Here is a 19104-nt window from a genome sequence, read left to right on the forward strand (position 1 = left end):
CCCGACACCCATCCCGCCGCACTGTCACTCGCGATGCTCGGCGGGCGCTCCCCCTTCGACCTCGCCCCCGCCGGCCACGCCACCGCGGCCCCGGCCAGCACCACCACACCGGCCAGCACCACCGCACCGGCCGGGGTCGCGGGACCGCCCGGCGCCTCGGCATCCGAGGGCACCATGGCGGCCGCCGTCCCCGAACTCGCGGCGGCCCTGTCCGATCGTCGGCAGTTCCACCGCTACGCCGGGGCGGCGATGATGACCGCGCTGCTGGCCGAGGGCCAGATCATGGAAGTCTCCGACATGCTCGCCGCGAGCCCGATCCAGCTCGCGCTGGAACGCGCCGACGACATGCTCGGCGATCTGCTCGACGCGCACGAGCGCACCCCGCCCGCGCACATCCTCGCCCAGACCTCCCGGCTGCGCCGCGGCCTCGAGCGCCTCGGCCGCCGCTCGATGCCCGGCGGCGACGCCCGCCGCCGTGACCTGCTCACCGGCCGGGTGGCCGTCCTCGGCGCAGACGCGGCGTTCAAACTCGGCGACATCGAGCAGGCCCGCGCGCTGACCACGCTCGGCTTCCAGGCCGGTGACCTGGCCGGCGAGGGGCCGCTGCGCGGCTCCGCCCGGGAGGTCGCCGCCGTCAACGAGTTCTACGCCGGCCGGCCGGACGAGGCGCTGCGGCTGGCCCGTGACGGGCTCACCCACGTCGGTGACGGCCCGGTGCGCGCCCGGCTGGTCTGCCAGGTGGCGCGTTCCCTGGCGGCCCTCGGCGATGTGCGCGGCGCGGCCCAGGCCCTCGACGAGGCCTACGACCTCGCGGATCTGATCCCCCCCGACCAGTGGGGCCGGCCCGGTCCGAGCTTCGAGAACTTCAACCCGGTCGAGGTGTCGTACAACGCCACCACCGCGCTGTGCCTGCTCGGCCGGCCGCGGGCCGCGGAGGAGCACGCGGAGCTGGCGCTGCCGAAGCTCGACGCGATGGATGCCCCCGGCTTCCGCTCGGTGATCCGGCTCGACCTCGCCCTCGCTCTCGCCCGCCAGGGGCGCCTCGAGCTCGACCGGGTGTGCGACCTGGCCACCGAGGCGATCCAGATCTCCTGGGGACGCACGGTGGCGTCCGTCTCCGGGCGGGCGGACCAGCTGCTGACCGCCACCAGCCCGCACAGCGAGGTCCGCCAGGTGCGGGAGCTCGCCCTGCTGGTGCGGGAGTGGCAGCGCTCGGCGGCCAGCCAGCGGCCCGCCCCCGGCGCGGTCACGGCGCCGGCCCTGCCCGTCTGAGCGGACGGCCGGCGCACGGCGATGGCTGCCCGCTTCACCGCGGCGGCCACCCGCCGCGCGCTTGGCGAGATCTGTGCTCGCGCCGGACTGGACGACGCCGACGCGGTCCTGGTCAAACGGACGGTGAACGCCGTCTACCGGTTGCCCCGGGCGGGCGCGATCGTCCGCATCACCGGCTCGGCGGCGATGGCGCACCGGGTGGCGAAGGTCGTGCGGGTCGCGCGCTGGCTCGCCGAGCGGGACGTCCCGGCCGTCCGGCTGATGCCCGGGGTGGCCGCTCCGGTCGAGGCCGCCGGCCGTGTCGCGACCGTCTGGGTCGACGCGACGCCCCTCGGCGGGCCCGCGACCAACCCGCTCCCCCACACCGGTGACCTCGCCGGCCTCCTGCGCGTGCTGCACGGTCTCGGGCCACCGCATCCACCGCTACCCCCGTGGGATCCGCTGGACGACGTCCGCCGGCGATTATCCGACGCCGAGGCGCTGCCCGCCGACGACCACCGCTTCCTCGAGGACCTCGCCGAGCGGGTCGGCACGGCGCTCGGAGCCGTCCGCTACGCCCTTCCGCCGACGTTGATCCACGGCGACGCCCACCTCGGCAACCTGATCCGAACCGCCGACCAGGGCGTGCTGCTGTGTGACTTCGACGCCACCTGCCTTGGGCCGGCCGAGTGGGACCTCGTTCCCGTCGCCGTCGGCCACCTCCGCTTCGGTCGTGATCCCCGGTCTCACCGCGAACTCGCCGACCAGTACGGCTTCGACGTCACCGCCTGGGCGGGATTCCCGGTCCTGCGTGCCGTCCGCGAGCTCAAGCTGGTCACCAGCGTGCTGCCCGTGCTGGGCAGCAGCGCGACGGTCGCCGCGCAGTTCCGCGTCCGCCTCGACAGCCTGCGCCGCGGCGACGACGCCGCCCGCTGGTCCCTCTACCGTTGATCGTCCCCGCCGCGCCGTGCCCGTGCCGAGCCCGCCGGAGCGCGGTCCGACCGGGACGGCGGCCGTCGCCGACAGCGTCCGGACGCGAACGGCCATGGCAGGTCACAGCGGTTCGGACGGCCGGGCCGTGCGGTCCATGCGGGCGCGTGTCATTCTGGTCGGACCCGTCGGGGCGCTCCGGCGGGCCGCGACCGGCCTCGCGCCGCCCGCGTAGCTGACGGTCGGATCCCGCCCGTACGCCATCGGCGGACCGGCCAGCGCGCACGGTCGTACCGCCCGCCCCGGCCCCAGGGCCCGGGTCGCCCGATCGGAGGGGAGACCCTTGGACATCACGGAGGGAATGCCCGTACCGGGAGATCCGTTTCCCGTGCCCGCCGGCGGGCCGGGAGTCAGCACATGAGCGGCGACGGGCACGATCTCGGCGCCATCAGGGTCGGCGACGTCGCGGACCACGAGCGGCCCGCACCCCGCCGCCATCCCGCCGCCGCGGGCTGGAGCTGGACGGATGGCGAGGCCACGGGCTGGACGGATGGCGAGGCCGGGCGTCCAGCTCCCGCCACCGGCCCGGGCTGGTCGGTCGACAACACCCCCCGCCCCCACAAACCTGGTACCGACGCGCCGCCGTTCGGCGGCGTTCGTCCAGGCACCGCGGCACACGGTCCGGACGGAGCGTCCCGGCCGGCCCACTCCGTCCAGCAGTGGGACCACGCCCATCCCGGGGCCGCCGCCCAGCCGGGCGGACCTGTCCAGCCGGGCGGGACCGTCCCGGGCGTCTCGGACACCTGGCCGTCGATCCGCCAGCCGGAGCTGGACCCGGCCCCGGCGCCGGCCGGCCGGCACGAGGGCAGCGGCGGCGGCCGGATGCTGCCGATCGAGACACGCACCTTCGACCCGCTGCTCGACCAGTACCCCCTGACGACCCAGGTCGGCTTCGGCCAGGCCTACCCGCCACCCCCGCCTTCGGCGCAGACCCGGAACTGGCACGGGGAGCCCGCCGGGCCGCACCCGGCGCCCCCGCCCGCGCACCAGGCACCTCCCTCCCGTTCGATGCCTGCGCACCCGGCTCCGCACTCGCGCTCCACACCACCGGCGCAGCCGGCACCTCCCCCGCGCTCCGCACCACCGGTGCACCCGGCGCCTCCTCCGCGCTCCGCGCCTCCCCCGCATTCGGCACCGCCGGCGCACCCGGCGGCGCGGCCGGTGCCGGCGCCGCAGGGCCCGCCGCCCCACCAGCCGCCGCCCGGGGCGCCAGCGCGGCCCGACCAGCGGTCCAGGCCCGTCGATCCGCGTTGGACCGAGCCGATGCCGGCGCCACCGCGTCCGGGTGCCGCCGAGCCGCCACACCGCGACGGCTACCACCCGTCCGTCGAGTACCCCGCCCCGCCCCCGCCGCCCGGCAGCGTGTCGACACAGGCGCTGGTCATCGGTTCCCCGTTGACCGGGCCGGGACGGGAAGGCACCGGTTCGACGCGCGTCCCCTCGTGGCTGCGCGACCCCGACCAGCGCAGCGCCCCGGGCGAGGGCGGGGCCACCGGCGCCCGCCATCACCGAATCATCCCGCACGAGGCGCTGAGCCGCGGTGCGGCCGTCCCGGCGCCGCCCGTGCCCCCACCGCCGACGGTGCACCCGCCCAACACGCCGCCCGGGCCCGAGCTCCCGCCGCCGGGAGCGCTGTACCGGACCGATTCCGGCGAGCCGGGCTACCGGGATCCGGCCGACGCGTCGTCGCGTTCCGGACCGGCGGGCGGCACCGGGCGGCACCGGGCGCAGCCCCCGAACCGCGAGCCACGCCCGCAGGAGCGCACCGGACGGTCGGGCCGCACCGTGGTGCCCTACCCGCCGTACCCCGGCGATGATCCGGGCCCGCAGCCCGGTGCCGATCCGTACTGGGCGCCGCACCCGCACGAGCGGTACCCGGACGGGGGCGATCCGGCCGCGACCGCGCGGTACCAGGATCCTCGTGTTCACCCGCCGGCCGACCCGTACCGACCGGCGGCGCCGCGTCCATCCGGCTCGCAGCATCCATCCGGCACGCCTCACCCACCCGCCAGCCCGTATCCGACGGGCGCCGCGCGTCAGTCGGCGCCGCCGCGCCCGCCCGCGGCGCCCACGACCGGCGCGCGCGAGCCTGGCCGGGCTCTGCTCACCAGCGCGCTGCTGCCCCCGCCACCGCAGACGGCGTCCCGTGGTTGGCGCAAGCTCGTGTATCAGGTCTCCGCCGGGGCCGTGAATCCCGGGCCGTCCCCGGACGAGGTCCGTGACCTGCGGCTGGCTGCCCGGATTCGCACGCCGCTGCTGGACTGCCACCGGATCGCGGTGATGTCGATCAAGGGTGGGGTCGGCAAGACCACGACGACGGTCGCCGTCGGCTCGACCCTCGCGAGCCTGCGCGGCGACCGGGTGGTGGCGATCGACGCCAACCCGGACCGGGGCACGCTCGGCTCCAAGGTGCCCCGCACGTCCGCCCACACGGTGCGCGAGCTGCTCGAGGACGCGCCGCGGCTGCACCGCTACGTCGACGTCCGCAAGTACCTGTCGCAGGCCGACTCGCGGCTGGAGGTGCTGGCGTCGGCGAACGACCCGGAACTGTCGGACGCCTTCGGCGACGCCGAGTACCGCGCCGTCGACGACCTGCTGCAACGGCACTATTCGATCCTGCTCACCGACTGCGGCACGGGCATCCTGCACAGTGCCATGCACGGTGTGCTGGAACTCGCCGACACCCTGGTGATCGTCTCCTCGGCGACGGCGGACGGCGGCTCCAGCGCGAGCGCGACGCTCGACTGGTTGGACGCCCACGGCTACGCCGAGCAGGTCCGCGAGGCCGTCGCGGTGATCTCGATGTTTCACGAGCACGGGGAACGGGTCGACGTCGACGCGCTCTCCCAGCACTTCGAGTCCCGCACCCGGCGGGTGGTACGGGTGCCGTTCGACCCGCACCTGGCCGACGGCGGTCGCATCGTGCTGTCGGACCTGCGGCGCGAGACCCGCGAGGCCTATCGCGAGATCGCCGGCGCGGTGGCCGAGCGTTTCGGCCAGGAACGCGGCGGCGCGCCCCGCTGAGCCGGGACGGAGGCGAGGCTGGGTCCAGGCTGGCCGGCGCGGCTCAGCGGGCCAGAGCCGCGACCACCGCCCGCACGCCGGGGCGGCGCAGCTGGCGGGCGACCGTCGTGCGGCCCTCGATGAGCCGGGTGAACAGGCCGAACGTGCCGGGACTCGCCAGAATGGCGTGCATGACCGCGGGCCGGCGAATGAAGGCGCCGAGGACCTCGCGGCCGGCGACCATCTCCGGCCCGAGGATGGTCTCGACCCGGTCGGGGTAGCCGTCGAGCGCCGCGAGGCCCGACGGCCCGGTCGCCCGGGCCGCGCCGACCGCCGCGGCGGCGGCCTCTCCGGCGAGCCGACCGGAACGCAGCGCGAAGGAGATACCCTCCCGCGTCCACGGGTCCAGCAGCCCGGCGGCGTCGCCCGCGACGAGGACACGCCCGCGGCGCAGCGGCGAGCCGACCGCCCGTACCCGGGTCAGATGCCCGGAATCGTGCTGACGGGGGACGTCCGTCAGGCCAAGACGCTCGACGAACCGGCGGTAGTAGCCGCGCAGCGCGCCGCCCTGCGCCCGATCTCCGATCACGCCGACGGTGAGCACCCGCCCCTTGGGGAACACCCAGCCGTAGGAGCCCGGCACCGGTCCCCAGTCGAGCAGCATCCGCCCGGCCCACCGATCGGCGAGGGCCTGATCGGCCACGAACTCGCCTTCCAGGCCGACGTCGACCTGATCGCAGTGCACGCCGACGTGGGTCCCGCAGCGCCCGGACGTGCCGTCCGCCCCGATCACGACGCGGGCCCGCAGCTCCGCGCCGTCGCGGACCCGCACCTGGACCCAGCCGTCGGCTGTCTCCCGCAGCCCGAGCACCTGCACGCCGGTGCGCACGCTCGCCCCCGCCGCCCGGGCCGCCGCGAGCAGGGCGGCGTCCAGGTCGGCGCGCATGACCATCGACAGCCACGGCGCCGCGTCGACCCGGCCTCGGCTGACCTGGTACCGCCCGTCCAGGGTCATCGTCAGCGAACTCACCGTGGACCGGACCAGGCCGGACAGGTCGATGCCGACGTGGTCGGTGGACAGACCGACCAGGCCGCCACCGCAGGTCTTGTACCGGGGCATCGACGACCGTTCGAGCACGCAGACCCGGGCGCCCGCGGCGGCTGCCGCCTGGGCCGCACTGCCGCCCGCCGGCCCGGCGCCGACGACGATGGCGTCGTAGTCCGTGCCCGGGTCGACCGGTCCGCCGGTCGCCTCCACCGCGTTCTCCCTCCACTGTGCGCCGCGTGTCATCGGCAGCCCGTCACGGCGGGGCGCCGTCGCCGCCCGCCATCCGCCGTCGGTGATCCGCCGTCGGTGATCCGCCGTCGCCGTCAGCGCAGCGTGAGGCTGCGTCCGACGAGGCCGGCGCGGACGCGACGCTGCGCCGGGTCCAGGGAGGTGGTGTCCGCCAGCGCCTCTCGGTAGGCGGTCCCCAGCGCGGCGACCGGCTCCTCGACCTGCTGCGGCTCGGTGTCCGCGGCCAGATCCCAGACCGGGACGACGAGGCCGTCCGCGCGGAAGAAACCGACGAAACGGGAGCCGGCGCCCACGGTGAGCCGCTCCGCCGCCGCCAGCCGTGCGAGGGCGTCGAGCAGCTTCTCCTCCGAGCCGGCCACATCCCCCGCGTCGGCCGCCTTTCCGGCGTCGGCGTCGCCCGCGCCCGCGCCGGGGGCGGCGAGGGGCAACGCCCAGCGCAGGTGCCACCGATCCCCCGGATGGCACCAGTACGCCGCGGGCACGGACGACAGCCGTGCCGTGGGCACCACCGTGGCGTTGGCTCGCTCCAGCATGGCCGCGACCTCCTGGTTCGGGCCGGTCTCGCCGTCCGACGACGGCAGCCACCACCCGAAGCCGGGATGGACGGTGATCTCGAGGGGGGCCGGGTCGAGCAGGTCGACGAGACCCGGCAGGTCGGCGAGTCCGCCGGGGAGCTGCTCGACGAGGCGGGGCGAGGAGGCGGCCGGCGCGTCGATCACGCTGCCCGGCTCGGCGTCGAGGGCGGTGAGCAGCGCGCCGGCGATGTCCCGGGCGGCGTCCAGGCCGGGCACGGTGGTCTGCATGGCGACGAGGATCTCGCCGTCCTCACGGACCAGGGCCGGCGCGGCCTGGGGCAGCATCGTGCCGAGGGTGATCCGCCGGTCCGCGTGCTCGGGGTGGGCGGCCAGGTGCTCGGCGGACAGGGTGAGGGGCGCGGTGGCGCTGGGCACCAGCTCGCGCAGCGCGACGAGGTCGGCCTCGTCCCGGCGGCCGAGGAAGGGACGCAGCACGGGCGCCGGCCGGTGCCGCTCGCCGTGGCAGGCCTTGTAGCGGCGTCCGGACCCGCAGGGGCACGGCTCACGCGGCCCGACCACGGGGATCTCGCCGTCGGCGGTCGGCGCCACCGCGGCGCGATGACGGCGCCCGGGCGTGGGCGCGGTGAGGCGGGCGGAGCGGGCGCCCGGACGCTGGGGGGCGGGTCGGCGTGCGATCGCGGACTCCTGGATCTCGAGGTCGGTCGGCTCGTCCCCGACCGGTCGGCTTCCCGGTTTCGGGACGAGCCCGGTCCGGGGTAAGGCTAGGCCATGGCCGGCCCGCCGTGCGGACGCCGGGCGGTGCCGATGGTGGCGTCGTCGCGTCGGCATCCCCGCCGGGGAATGCGGGAGAACCCCCAAACACCTCCATGGTGTCCCACCGTCATGTCACGGCCATGCACCGTCGGGAACGGCGGCAGGCACGATGATGGAAGCGCGGCCACGGGTCCGGCGCACGACGGGCGGGCCGGGGCCGCGGCCCCGACCGGCCGGGGCGTGGATCCGGTGAAGGTGTTGACGTCGGTCGGCGTTTCACACAGCCGATCGGCCGGCCGGGCGGTAGCCATGTGGAGACAATGGGGGGTTGGTGGCAAAGGTCGTCGTCGCCGGCGGAGGAATTGCGGGAATCGCCTGTGCCAGCGCGCTTCGGGCCGAGGGAATCGCAGTGCATGTCCGCGACCGGGGCCGGGTGATCGGTGGCCGGATGGCGTCCCGCTGGATCGACGGCCGGATCGTGGACTCCGGCGCGTCCTACTTCACTGTCAGCTCGCCGCAGTTCGCCGAGGTGGTGGCCGACTGGACGGCACGCGGGATGGCCCGGCCGTGGACCCGGCGGATGGCGGTGATCAAGGGGCCGGAGGCGGTGCTCATCCCCGGCGAGCCCGGGCCGCTGCGCTACGCCGCTCCCCGTGGCCTGCGTTCCCTGGTGGCGGACCTCGCCTCCCGAGCCGGGGTGAGCGTGACCCAGTCGGCGCCGATCGCGCGGATAGCCCCGGGCCCGCTCGTCGACGGCGAACCGGTGGACGCGGCCGTGCTGGCCATGCCCGATCCGCAGGCCATCCGCCACCTCGACGAGAGCCTCGGCGCGGAGCGGGCGCTGGTCGCCGGCCGTCCGTGGGCGCCGGCGCTGGCGCTGCTCGCGGGCTGGCAGCACCGCTGCTGGGCACCGTTGGACGGCGCGTTCGTCCACGACGACGACACGATCGCGTGGATCGCCGACGACGGGCGCCGCCGCGGCGACAACGCCCCGGTGCTGGTCGCGCACTCGACCGCGGACTTCGCCCGGCCACGGCTGGCCGAGCCGTCGGCGGCCGGGCCGGGGCTGGTCGCGGCGCTGCGCCGGCTGCTCGCGATCCCCGAACCACCCCGCTGGGTGTATGTCCAGCGGTGGACCTTCGCCCGGCCGGAGCGGCCGCACGCGCGCCGTTACTTCCTGTCCGACAATCACATCGGCCTCACCGGTGACGGCTGGGGAGAACCGAAGATCGAGAATGCGTGGCTGTCGGGAACCGCGCTCGGCCGGGCGATCGTCGCGCGACTTCGCTGAACCCGGCGACGTCCGCACCACCTGCCGCGGGGCTGATCAACCCCTGTGTGACGGAGTCCCGCAAGTGTCCGCCCAACTGGTTCGATTGATGCTGCCGGAGGGGGGTACACCTGCCGATATGGAGATCAAACTGAGCCTGTCGTTGCCCCGCGATGAGATCTCCATTCCAGTGGTCCGGCGAATCTGTACGCAATCGCTGAAGGTTCTCGGCGTTGCACAGGAATGCATCGACGACGTTGAGATTGCGTTGACCGAGGCTTGCGTGAATGTTCTTCTCCATGCCCAGGACGATGACGAGTACGAGGTTTCGGTTGGCGTGGACAACGGTGTCGCCGTCATCGAGGTGAGCGACCGCGGGGGCGGTTTCGACGGCGATTTCGACCCGGACCCGGCGCCGGGCGTCATCGGCGACGGCTCGCCGCCGGAGAGCGTTCCCGAGCGGGGCCGGGGGATCTTCCTCATGCGGGCGCTCATGGACCAGGTGCGCTTCCAGCGGGTGGACGGTCCATACAGCGGCACCCGGGTACACCTCGAGAAGGCCCTTGTCTGGGAGGAGAGCGCACCGGGCGCCAGGCTCAGCCGTCCCCGCAATCCGCTCGGGCCATGGCGCTCCGACCGGCCCTCGCCCCGGGCCGCCGACGAGCCCGTCTGACAACGGCTACGCTGGCAGGGAGTTCGGGATTCGACGGACGACGGACGACGGACGACGGACGGGCAGGTCGCGCACCCGACGGGTGCCGGACGGTGGGTGGGGTGCCGGAAGTTGAGTGCCGTGAGTGACGATCTGACCGGGTCGGTTCCCCGGATTGGCGTCGTGACCTTCCCCGGATCCCTCGACGATCGTGACGCGGCGCTCGCGGTCCGCGCCGCCGGTGCCGAGCCCGTCGCCCTCTGGCACGACGACGACGACCTCGCCGGCGTCGACGCGGTGATCCTCCCGGGCGGCTTCTCCTACGGCGACTACCTGCGCGCCGGCGCGATCGCCCGGTTCTCCCCGATGGTCGCCGCCCTGGTGGCCGCCGCCGCCGACGGTCTTCCCACGCTGGGCATCTGCAACGGCTTCCAGGTGCTGTGTGAGGCCGGCCTGTTGCCGGGGGCGCTGACCCGCAACGTCGGGCTCCACTTCGTCTGCCGTGACCAGCGGCTGCGGATCGAGACCGCGAGCACGGCCTGGACCCGTGACTACACCGCTGGTCAGGAGATCGTCATCCCGGTGAAGCACGGCGAGGGCCGGTATGTCGCCGGACCCGATCTGCTCGCCGAGCTCCTCGGCGAGGACCGGGTCATCGCCCGATACCTCGGTGGCAACCCGAACGGCTCCGCGGACGACATCGCCGGGGTGTGCGACGCGCGCCGGACGGTCGTCGGCCTGATGCCCCACCCCGAGCACGCCGTGGACGGCCTGGTCGGCGCGGGGCTCGACGGCCTGCCGATGTTCACCTCCGTGCTCTCAGGCCTGCTCACCCGCGCCTGAAACGCCGGCCCCCGCCCCAGCGGTGTCCGCGGCTACGGAGCGGCGCAGCGCCGCGTGCAGCGCCGCCGGGGTCAGCACGCCCGCCGGCATGTCGCCCGCGTAGACGTCGATCGCCTCCCCGTCCTGCGCGAGCAGCGCCGACAGCGCCTCCCGCAACGACGCCCCCACCTGGACCGGCACCGGCGCGGACCGGACCGCACCGGTCGCCGCGGCGTCGCTGGCGACCGCCGTCCCCGCCTGGGTCCCGGATTTCCCAGCCAGGTCCGTAGCGCCGCCGACCGGGCCGGCCTGGCGGGGCGGGGCCAGGTCGTCGCGGCGCAGTGGTGTCACGGACAGTCGCCGCAGGGCCCGGTCAGCCCCGGTGAAGTCGGCGACGAAGTCGGTGGCCGGGCGACCGAGGACCCGGGCCGGCGGGTCGATCTGCTCCAGCCGGCCACCCTGGCGGAACACCGCGATCCGGTCGCCGAGCCGGATCGCCTCGTCCAGGTCGTGGGTGACGAACACCACGGTCTTGCGGATCTCCCGCTGCAACCGGCGGAACTCCCCCTGCAGCCGGTCGCGGGCGACCGGGTCGATCGCGGAGAACGGCTCGTCCATGAGCAGCACCGGGGGATCGGCGGCGAGCGCCCGGGCGACGCCGACCCGCTGCTGCTGCCCGCCGGACAGCTCGTGCGGGTAGCGACCGCCCATCGCCGCCGGATCGAGCCCGACCAGTTCCAGCATCTCCGCCACCCGGGCCCGGATACGCGCCCGGTCCCAGCCGAGCAGCCTCGGCACGGTCGCGACGTTCGCGCGCACCGTCAGATGCGGGAACAGGCCGATCTGCTGGATGACATAACCGATCCGCCGGCGCAGCCGCGTCGGGTCGGTGTGGGCGACGTCCTCGCCGTCGACGAGGATGCGACCGCTGGTCGGCTCGACCAGCCTATTGATCATCTTCATCGTCGTGGTCTTGCCGCACCCGGACGGCCCCACCAGGCACAGCAGCTCGCCCGCCGGCACGTCGAAGGACAGGTCGGCCACCGCGACCGTGCCGTCCGGGTACCGCTTGCCGACCCCGACCAGCGAGATCATCGGATCCGCGGACGCCGGAGCGGGCGGTTGCGTGGTCTGCGCGGTCATGGGCGGTGCGTCCTCTCGACCGGTTACCGTGCTTCGGTGGCCATCGTCGCGTCAGGCAACTGTCTCGAACGGAATGCCTGGATCTGCGGAGACTACGTCGAGACCAGGTCGGACGAGCTGACCGCGGCGCTGCGCGAGCACATCGGGCTGACCGTGAGCGCGGTGCTGATCGGCCTCGCGATCGCCATCCCGCTGGTGCTGCTCGCCCGGCGCTGGCGCTTCACCGTGCCCTGGATCGGCGGGCTGGCCAGCGTGCTCTACACGGTGCCGTCGCTGGCGTTCTTCGCCCTGCTGCTGCCGGTGACGGGCCTGTCGGCCACGACGGTGCGCATCGGGTTGGTCACATACACGCTGGTCATCCTGTTCCGCGGCCTGCTCGCCGGTCTCGACGCGGTGCCCGCCAGCGCCCGCGACGCCGCCCGCGGGATGGGCTACGGCCCGGTCCGACTGCTACTGAGGGTCGAGCTCCCGCTCGCCCTCCCGGCGATCATCGCCGCCATCCGGCTGGCCACGGTCTCGACGATCGCGCTCGTCACCGTGGGGGCGATGATCGGCCACGGCGGCCTCGGCAACCTCATCTACGACGGCCTGACCAGCACGTTCAAGGCCGAGGTGCTCACGTCCTCGGTGCTCTGCGTGGCGCTCGCCGTGGTCGCCGACCTGCTGCTCGTCGCCCTGCAGTGGCTGGTCACCCCCTGGCGTCACGGCCGGCGAGGCGGACGGCGCGGACGCGGCGGGCCCGCCACGCGGGAGCAGGCCGCCACGCGGGAGCAGGCCGCCACGCGGGAGCAGGCCGCCACGGAGTGGGCGGTCGCCACGCACGCCGCCGCAGAGCAGTCCGTCTCGGCGCGAACGGTTGCGGCAAAGACGGAGGGGACGACGGCGTGAGCACGCTGACCAGCGCGTTCGACTGGCTGACGACCGGCGCGAGCTGGCGCGGCGGCGAGGGCATCGCCACCCGGCTGGGGCAGCATCTGATGCTCACCGGAGCCTCGGTGGGCATCGCGTGCGCCGTGGCGCTGCCGGTGGGCATCGGGCTCGGGCATGTGGGTCGCGGCGGCACGCTCGCGATCAACATCTCGAACGCGGGGCGGGCGGTGCCGACGTTCGCCGTCCTGGTGCTGCTGGCGATCGGCCCCCTCGGCATCGGCGACACCACCACGGTCGTCGCCCTCACCCTGTTCGCGATCGCCCCGCTGGTGACCAACAGCTACATCGGGATGCGCGAGGTCGATCCGGGCGCGAAGGAGGCCGCCCGTGGGATGGGCATGTCCGGCGTCCAGGTCCTGCGGCGGGTGGAACTTCCGCTGGCGCTGCCGATGATCCTGCTCGGCCTGCGGCTCGCGGCGGTGCAGGTGGTCGCCACGGCGACGATCGCCGCCCTGATCGGCGGTGGTGGCCTCGGCCGCTTCGTCGTCGACGGCCTGGCCAACAACCACCGCGACCAGGTCGTCGGTGGCGCCATCCTGGTCGCCGCCCTCGCCCTGCTCGTCGAGGGCGCTCTGATCGCCCTGTCCCGCCTGCTCCCCGCCGCCGCCCGGCCCGCCTCCTGCCCCCGCTGACCAGGCGACCCACATCGGTCACCGACGGCGTCTGCCCCATCACCGGATCCTGGCCGAACGGAAGCGGGGATGGTATTTTTCTGGCATGCGGACTGCCATCGACGCCGCCGGTCGGATCGTCGTCCCCAAGGCACTGCGTGATGCCCTGAGTCTCCTCCCCGGCCAGCCGCTGGAGATCACGGAAAGGGACGGCAGGTTGGAGATCGTCCCAGCCCCCACGCCGATGAGGTTGGTCGACGACGGTGACGGGCTGGCAGCGGTCGCGGACATCGAGATGCCGATCCTGACGGCCGATCTGGTACGCGAGACGCTGGAGCGAACCAGGCGGTGAACGCCCTCGACACCAGTGTGGTGGTGGCCGCCTTCGCCAGTTGGCATGCGCATCACACCCTCGCCATGAAGGCGATGTCCGACCGGCCTCGCCTGATCGCGCACGCCGCCATCGAGTCGTACTCCGTCCTGACGCGGCTGCCACCACCACACCGTGCGCAGCCATCGATCGTGCACACCTTCCTCACCGAACGCTTCACCGAGCCATATCTGGCCCTGTCGGAGACCGGCTATCAGGAACTGCTGGCCACTGTCGCGACGGGTCCGATCCTGGGCGGACAGGCCTACGACGCGCTGATCGCCTTCACCGCCGCCGAGCATGACGTCACGTTGCTCAGCCTCGATCGACGCGCCACCGCGACCTACGAAGCGGTCGGCGCCACCGTGCGGCACCTCGATCTCTGACCAGGCCAGCCCGCTCGTTCCAGCGCCGCGCGTCGTCCCGCCACCTCGCCGGAATGTCGACCTTGGCGCTGTGTTTTGTGCCTTTTTCGGTTGCGGGGGCGTCGGGGTGTGGTCAGGCTGTCCGGCACGTCCGAAAGTTGTCGGATCAGGGTGCGAGGGTGGGACAGCCGGAGAGCGCGGTGGCGCGCCGGTGCGCATCCGCGGAGCAGGCGGGTTCAGCCGACGAGAGACAGTGGGGTCATCGTGAGGGACGCAGCAGCACCGAGTGATCCGCGGCCGGCGTCGCGGCCAGGGCGACGCCAGGTGGTGGGGCGGCGTCCCCAGGGGCGTCGGTGGGCAGGGTCGACGGGCGGGCGGCGCCGGCCGCGCGCGCTGGTGGCGGGCCTCGCGGCGCTGCTCGCGGTCGTGCTGGGAGCGGCCGCGTGCGGTTCCGACACCAGCGGGGCCAGCGGGAACGGCGGCGGCAGCGGCGGCGGCTCGGCGCAGTCGGCGGGCACGCTCACCGTGGCCGACGCCGGCTTCACCGAGAGCAAGATCCTCGCGGAGATGTACGCGGCCGTGCTGGAGAAGGCCGGCTACAAGGTCGAGCGGACGTCGGTGCAGCAGACGGAACTGGCCCAGTCGTCGCTCGAGGACGGCACGGTCGACGCGATGCCGCAGTATGTCGCGACCTACGCCGACCTGCTCAACTCCAAGGTCCACGGCGCGCAGGCGGCCTCGGTCTCCTCACCCGACCTGCAGAAGTCGCTGGCCGCGCTGCGCCCGCTCGCCGAGGGCCTCGGCCTGAGCGTGCTGGAGCCCGCCGCCGCGGTCGACCAGAACGCCTTCGCGGTGAGCAGGTCCTTCGCCGCGCAGCACCACCTGCGGACGCTGTCCGACCTGGGGCGCAGCGGGCTCACCGTGAAGCTCGCCGCCGGTCCGGAGTGCGCCACCCGGCCCTTCTGCCAGCCGGGGCTGGAGAAGACGTACGGCATCAAGGTCAGTGAGATCGTGCGGACCGGCGTGGACACCCCGCAGACGAAGGCCGCGGTCAAGGACGGCACCGCCCAGCTCGGTCTCGTCCTCACCACCGACGCCACCGTCACCGACTACGACCTCGTGGCCCTGACCGACGACAAGAAGCTCCAGAACGCCGACAACCTCGTGCCGATCGTGACCACGAAGTCGCTCACGCCGAAGGTCTCCGCCGCGCTGAACGCGCTGGCCCCGGCGCTGACCACCGCCGACCTGGCCCAGCTCAACAAGAAGGTCGACGCGCAGCGCCAGAAGCCGGCCGACGTCGCGAAGGACTTCCTCAAGGACAAGGGCCTGCTGAGCTGAGCCGGCGCCGGGTCCGGCCCGCCTCGCGGCAGCGGCGAGGCGGGCCGGACCGGCGCGGTGGACGGGCCGGCGTCGGCAGCGCGCCGGCGTGGCCTACGCCACGCGCGCGCCGCCGATCCGGGCACCGGGGCCACACGCTGGCGAAATCCGCGAGGATGGGGGGGTGACCGGCAACCCGACCGCCCCGGCGGCCACCCCCGAGACGACGGTGGGCACCGGCCCCGCCGAGCAGCCCTACCGCGAACTGGGCCTGACCGACGACGAGTACGCCCGGATCGTCGCCACCCTCGGCCGCCGCCCCAGCGACGCCGAGCTCGCGATGTACTCGGTGATGTGGAGCGAGCACTGCTCCTACAAGTCCTCCAAGGTCCATCTGCGGCAGTTCCGGGACACGCCGTCCACTGACCGGCTGCTGGTCGGCATGGGCGAGAACGCGGGCGTCGTCGACGTCGGCGAGGGCCTGGCCGTCACCTTCAAGATCGAGTCGCACAACCACCCGAGCTTCGTCGAGCCCTACCAGGGCGCCGCCACCGGCGTCGGCGGCATCGTCCGCGACATCCTGACGATGGGCGCGCGGCCGATCGCCGTGCTCGACCCGCTGCGCTTCGGTGACGCGGACGCGCCCGACACGGCGCGGACGCTGCCCGGGATCGTCGCCGGCGTCGGCGGCTACGGCAACTGCCTCGGTCTGCCGAACATCGGCGGCGAGGTCGTCTTCGACCCCACCTACGCCGGAAATCCACTGGTCAACGCGCTGTGCGTCGGGGTGATGCCGGTCGGGCGGGTGCAGACGTCCGCGGCGACCGGGGTCGGCAACGCGGTGGTCCTGCTCGGCGCGAAGACCGGGCGGGACGGCATCGGCGGGGTGTCGGTGCTGGCGTCGGCCACCTTCGACGAGGGCGGCGGCCCGGCGCGGCGCCCGTCGGTGCAGGTCGGCGACCCGTTCACCGAGAAGATCCTCATCGAGAGCTGCCTGGAGCTGTTCGACCGCGGCCTCGTCACCGGCATCCAGGACCTCGGCGGCGCCGGCCTGACCTGCGCTCTCACCGAGACCACGGCCGCCGGCCTCGCCACCGGCCAGCCCGGCGGCATGGACGTCGACCTCGACCTCGTCCCGCTGCGCGAGGCGTCGATGAGCGCGCCGGAGGTGCTGGCCAGCGAGTCGCAGGAGCGGATGCTCGCGATCGTCACCCCGGCCGTGCTGCCCGAGGTGCTCGCGCTCGCCGAGCGCTGGGGGGTGCTCGCGACCCGGATCGGCACGGTCACCGACACCGGCCGGCTCGTCGTGCGCTGGCACGGCGAGGTGGTCGTGGACGTGCCGCCCGGCTCCCTGGCCGACGACGGACCCGTCTACGAGCGCCCGCTGCGCCGCCCCGCCGACCTCGACCTCGTCCGGGCCGACACGCCGAGCGCCGCCCGGTTGGCCCGCCCGGCCACCGGCACCGAGCTGCGCGAGACGCTGCTGCGGATGGTCGCGTCGCCGAACCTGTGCTCCCGGGCCTGGGTCACCGACCAGTACGACCGGTACGTCCAGGCGAACACGGTGCTCGCCCAGCCGGAGGACGCGGGCGTCCTGCGGCTGTCGGAGTCCACCGGCCTCGGGATCGCGCTGGCCACCGACGGCAACGGCCGCTACGCCCGTCTTGACCCGTTCGCCGGCGCGCAGCTGGCACTCGCCGAGGCGTGCCGCAACGTCAGCGCCGCCGGCGCCGTCCCGATCGCCGTCACCAACTGCCTGAACTTCGGCTCCCCCGAGGACCCGGAGGTGATGTGGCAGTTCGCCGAGGCCTGCGCGGGGCTCGCCGACGGCTGCCGGCGCCTCGGCCTGCCGGTCACCGGCGGCAACGTCTCGTTCTACAACCAGACCGGCGCCACGCCGATCCACCCGACGCCGGTCATTGGCGTGCTCGGCCTGTTCGACGACGTCGCCCGGCGCACCCCGATCGGTTTCAGCACCGCGGGCGACACGCTGATCCTGCTCGGCGAGACCGCCGACGAGTTCGGCGGCTCGGAATGGGCCTGGGTGACCCACCGGCACCTCGGTGGGACGCCGCCGGCGGTCGACCTCGCCCGTGAGCAGCTGCTTGGCGAGATCCTCGTCGCCGGCTCCCGCGAGGGGATGCTGCGCGCGGCGCATGACCTGTCCGACGGCGGCCTCGCGCAGGCGCTGGTGGAGTCCTGCCTGCGCGGCGGCCAGGGCGCGCGGATCGAGCTGGGCACCGGGTCGGACGACCTGTTCGTCGAGCTGTTCAGCGAGTCCGCGGGGCGCGCGGTCGTCGCCGTGCCCCCCGCCGAGGAGGCGCGGTTCGTCGACCTGTGCACGGCCCGCGGGCTGCCGTGGCGGCGGATCGGATCCGTCGACGGCGACACGCTCGACGTCGCGGGCGCGTTCGACGTCGGCCTCGCCGAGCTGCGCACCGCGCACGAGGGCACCCTGCCCGCCCTGTTCGGCCAGGTCCGCTAGGTCGCCGTCTCGGGTTGCGATCTTCCTGGTTGTCGCGTCGCGCGGCGGGCCGTGGCAGCGTGATGGCAGTTTCACTGCGGCCCGTGTCGCGAACTGGGGGACAAACCCGACACGACACGCCGTGTTCGCGACACGGCGCCGCCGTCCGCCGCGCACACTTCCCCTCCACGGGAAGTCCGCCCCGTCCTCGGCCTTCTGGTCGACGCTGACGCCTTGCCGCCCCGCCGGGCGGTCGGCGGGGCGGCGGCGCGGGGCGGGGGTGATTCAGGAGTGGCCGTAGGGCTCCGGACCGATGGCGTCGGCGGACTGCTCGTCGGGCTCGGTGTCGGACACCGAGCCCGGCGGATGGGCCGTCACCGCGACCAGCTCGACGTCCGTCGGCTCGAGGTCGGACGGGTCCTCGTCGAACACCACCGACTCCGGGTGGGCCGACGGCGCCACCAGCGCCTCCGAGTGCGCGCCGCAGCCATGGTCGATGGCGGTGACCCGGCCGTCGTCGGGGGCGAGCTCGTTGGCGCAGACCCCGAACAACCGGCCCAGCGCACCGGCGAGACGCACATGGAAACCGCAGGTCAGGCAGGACGCCGGCGCGACCTTGGCGATCGAGGCGGACGGCCCCGCGTCACCCGCGTACCAGCGTTCGACGGCTTCCTCCCGGCCGGCGGCGGACAGCACCCGGGGCCGGCCGAGCCCGAGCTCGACGAAGTTGTCGGTGTCGACGAGCTCCTCGACATCCTCCGCCCGCAACGTGAGGCGCGGATCGTCGATCGCCGTCGGCAGCAGATCGCCGACGCCGACGTCACCCGGCCGCAGCCGCTCCGACCACGGAACCCAGGCCGGGGCCAGCAACGCCCCGTCACCCGGCATGAGCACCACATCATCGACCGTGACCTTGCGCACCCGCGAGGCGCGCGTCACCACGACCGTCCACGTCCAGCCCGGGTAGGACGCGGATCGGCAGGCGAACCGGTGCAGCACTATGCGGTCGCCCTCGGCGTCGCAGCCGAGATGCTCACCAACCGCCGCCTCGTCCCCGGCTTCGACGATCGCGGCCGCCCGCGCCAAGTCCACCGCGGCGGCGCAGGTTGGGTCGGCCACCGGTTCCCGGACCGTCCGGCCGGCCCGCGACCGCGTGGCCGGCATCACGCCCACGGCCGAGGCCTCCCCCGGCGACATGTCGGCCGGCGAGGTGTCGGCCGCCTCCTCCCGGGGCAGCTCGGTCGTGGCGGAACGAAGCTCTGGAGCATCCACGCAACGTATTCTCTCCCACGGACACCCGCACCGCCCGACGTGGTCGCAGGAGCAC

The 19104-nt window shown here is 74.5% G+C and carries 16 protein-coding genes; 12 read left to right on the forward strand and 4 right to left on the reverse strand.

From position 1 onward, the window contains the following. From C1A33_RS29715 to C1A33_RS29730, 3 genes are all read left to right on the forward strand, one after another. Positions 1-1272: NsdA family TPR-like regulatory protein (locus C1A33_RS29715; RefSeq protein WP_423748164.1), on the forward strand; the 1272-nt coding region annotated here is incomplete at its 5' end. 21 nt (positions 1273-1293) lie between these two features. After that, entirely contained in the window at positions 1294-2202 is a 909-nt protein-coding gene (locus tag C1A33_RS29720) for an aminoglycoside phosphotransferase family protein (protein WP_101835386.1), read from the forward strand. A 396-nt stretch (positions 2203-2598) separates the two neighbouring features. After that, complete coding sequence (locus C1A33_RS29730; protein ID WP_101835390.1) at positions 2599-5265, forward strand: MinD/ParA family ATP-binding protein; 2667 nt, start codon at positions 2599-2601, stop codon at positions 5263-5265. A gap of 43 nt (positions 5266-5308) precedes the next feature. Here C1A33_RS29730 and C1A33_RS29735 read toward each other — a convergent pair whose 3' ends face one another. Next, positions 5309-6535 (reverse strand): geranylgeranyl reductase family protein, encoded by a 1227-nt coding sequence (locus C1A33_RS29735; RefSeq protein WP_101835392.1) that lies wholly within the window; start codon positions 6533-6535, stop codon positions 5309-5311. An 80-nt stretch (positions 6536-6615) separates the two neighbouring features. Beyond that, positions 6616-7665 (reverse strand): DUF5926 family protein, encoded by a 1050-nt coding sequence (locus C1A33_RS29740; protein WP_165818646.1) that lies wholly within the window; start codon positions 7663-7665, stop codon positions 6616-6618. Between the two features lie 496 nt (positions 7666-8161). Here C1A33_RS29740 and C1A33_RS29745 point away from each other — a divergent pair, with 496 nt between their 5' ends. The 3 genes from C1A33_RS29745 to purQ all read left to right on the forward strand — a co-directional run bounded on the left by C1A33_RS29745 (position 8162) and on the right by purQ (position 10595). Next, positions 8162-9121 (forward strand): NAD(P)/FAD-dependent oxidoreductase, encoded by a 960-nt coding sequence (locus tag C1A33_RS29745; RefSeq protein WP_101835394.1) that lies wholly within the window; start codon positions 8162-8164, stop codon positions 9119-9121. 118 nt (positions 9122-9239) lie between these two features. Beyond that, on the forward strand, positions 9240-9773 hold the full coding sequence (locus tag C1A33_RS29750) for an ATP-binding protein (protein WP_101835396.1): 534 nt from the start codon (positions 9240-9242) through the stop codon (positions 9771-9773). Between the two features lie 111 nt (positions 9774-9884). Further along, entirely contained in the window at positions 9885-10595 is a 711-nt protein-coding gene (gene purQ, locus C1A33_RS29755) for a phosphoribosylformylglycinamidine synthase subunit PurQ (RefSeq protein WP_423748165.1), read from the forward strand. Here the strand turns inward: purQ and C1A33_RS29760 are convergent. Beyond that, positions 10572-11717: an ABC transporter ATP-binding protein gene (locus C1A33_RS29760; RefSeq protein ID WP_279354719.1), complete on the reverse strand. Its 1146-nt coding sequence runs from the start codon at positions 11715-11717 to the stop codon at positions 10572-10574. The genes purQ and C1A33_RS29760 overlap by 24 nt on opposite strands. A gap of 36 nt (positions 11718-11753) precedes the next feature. Between C1A33_RS29760 and C1A33_RS29765 the strand changes: the two genes are divergently transcribed. The 6 genes from C1A33_RS29765 (at position 11754) to purL (ending at position 17798) form a co-directional block, all read left to right on the forward strand. Beyond that, on the forward strand, positions 11754-12605 hold the full coding sequence (locus C1A33_RS29765) for an ABC transporter permease (protein WP_101835400.1): 852 nt from the start codon (positions 11754-11756) through the stop codon (positions 12603-12605). Then, complete coding sequence (locus tag C1A33_RS29770; RefSeq protein WP_101835402.1) at positions 12602-13279, forward strand: ABC transporter permease; 678 nt, start codon at positions 12602-12604, stop codon at positions 13277-13279. Before C1A33_RS29765 ends, C1A33_RS29770 begins: the two co-directional genes overlap by 4 nt. Positions 13280-13364: 85 nt before the next feature. Further along, positions 13365-13610, forward strand: a complete 246-nt coding sequence (locus C1A33_RS29775) for an AbrB/MazE/SpoVT family DNA-binding domain-containing protein (protein ID WP_101835404.1) — start codon at positions 13365-13367, stop codon at positions 13608-13610. 17 nt (positions 13611-13627) lie between these two features. Then, the gene (locus C1A33_RS29780; RefSeq protein WP_279354720.1) at positions 13628-14014 is read left to right on the forward strand and encodes a type II toxin-antitoxin system VapC family toxin; all 387 of its coding nucleotides are present in this window, start codon (positions 13628-13630) and stop codon (positions 14012-14014) included. A gap of 372 nt (positions 14015-14386) precedes the next feature. Next, positions 14387-15334 carry an ABC transporter substrate-binding protein gene (locus tag C1A33_RS29785; RefSeq protein WP_101835432.1) on the forward strand — a complete coding sequence of 316 codons (948 nt, stop codon included), beginning with the start codon at positions 14387-14389 and terminating at the stop codon, positions 15332-15334. 163 nt (positions 15335-15497) lie between these two features. Beyond that, positions 15498-17798, forward strand: a complete 2301-nt coding sequence (gene purL / locus C1A33_RS29790; protein WP_101835408.1) for a phosphoribosylformylglycinamidine synthase subunit PurL — start codon at positions 15498-15500, stop codon at positions 17796-17798. Positions 17799-18062: 264 nt separating this feature from the next. Here the strand turns inward: purL and C1A33_RS29795 are convergent, their stop codons facing one another. Then, positions 18063-18974 (reverse strand): DUF3027 domain-containing protein, encoded by a 912-nt coding sequence (locus tag C1A33_RS29795; protein ID WP_101835434.1) that lies wholly within the window; start codon positions 18972-18974, stop codon positions 18063-18065. Between the last annotated feature and the right edge of the window lie 130 nt (positions 18975-19104).

The sequence above is a fragment of the Frankia canadensis genome (genome assembly GCF_900197875.1).
Lineage (GTDB): Bacteria > Actinomycetota > Actinomycetes > Frankiales > Frankiaceae > Frankia > Frankia canadensis.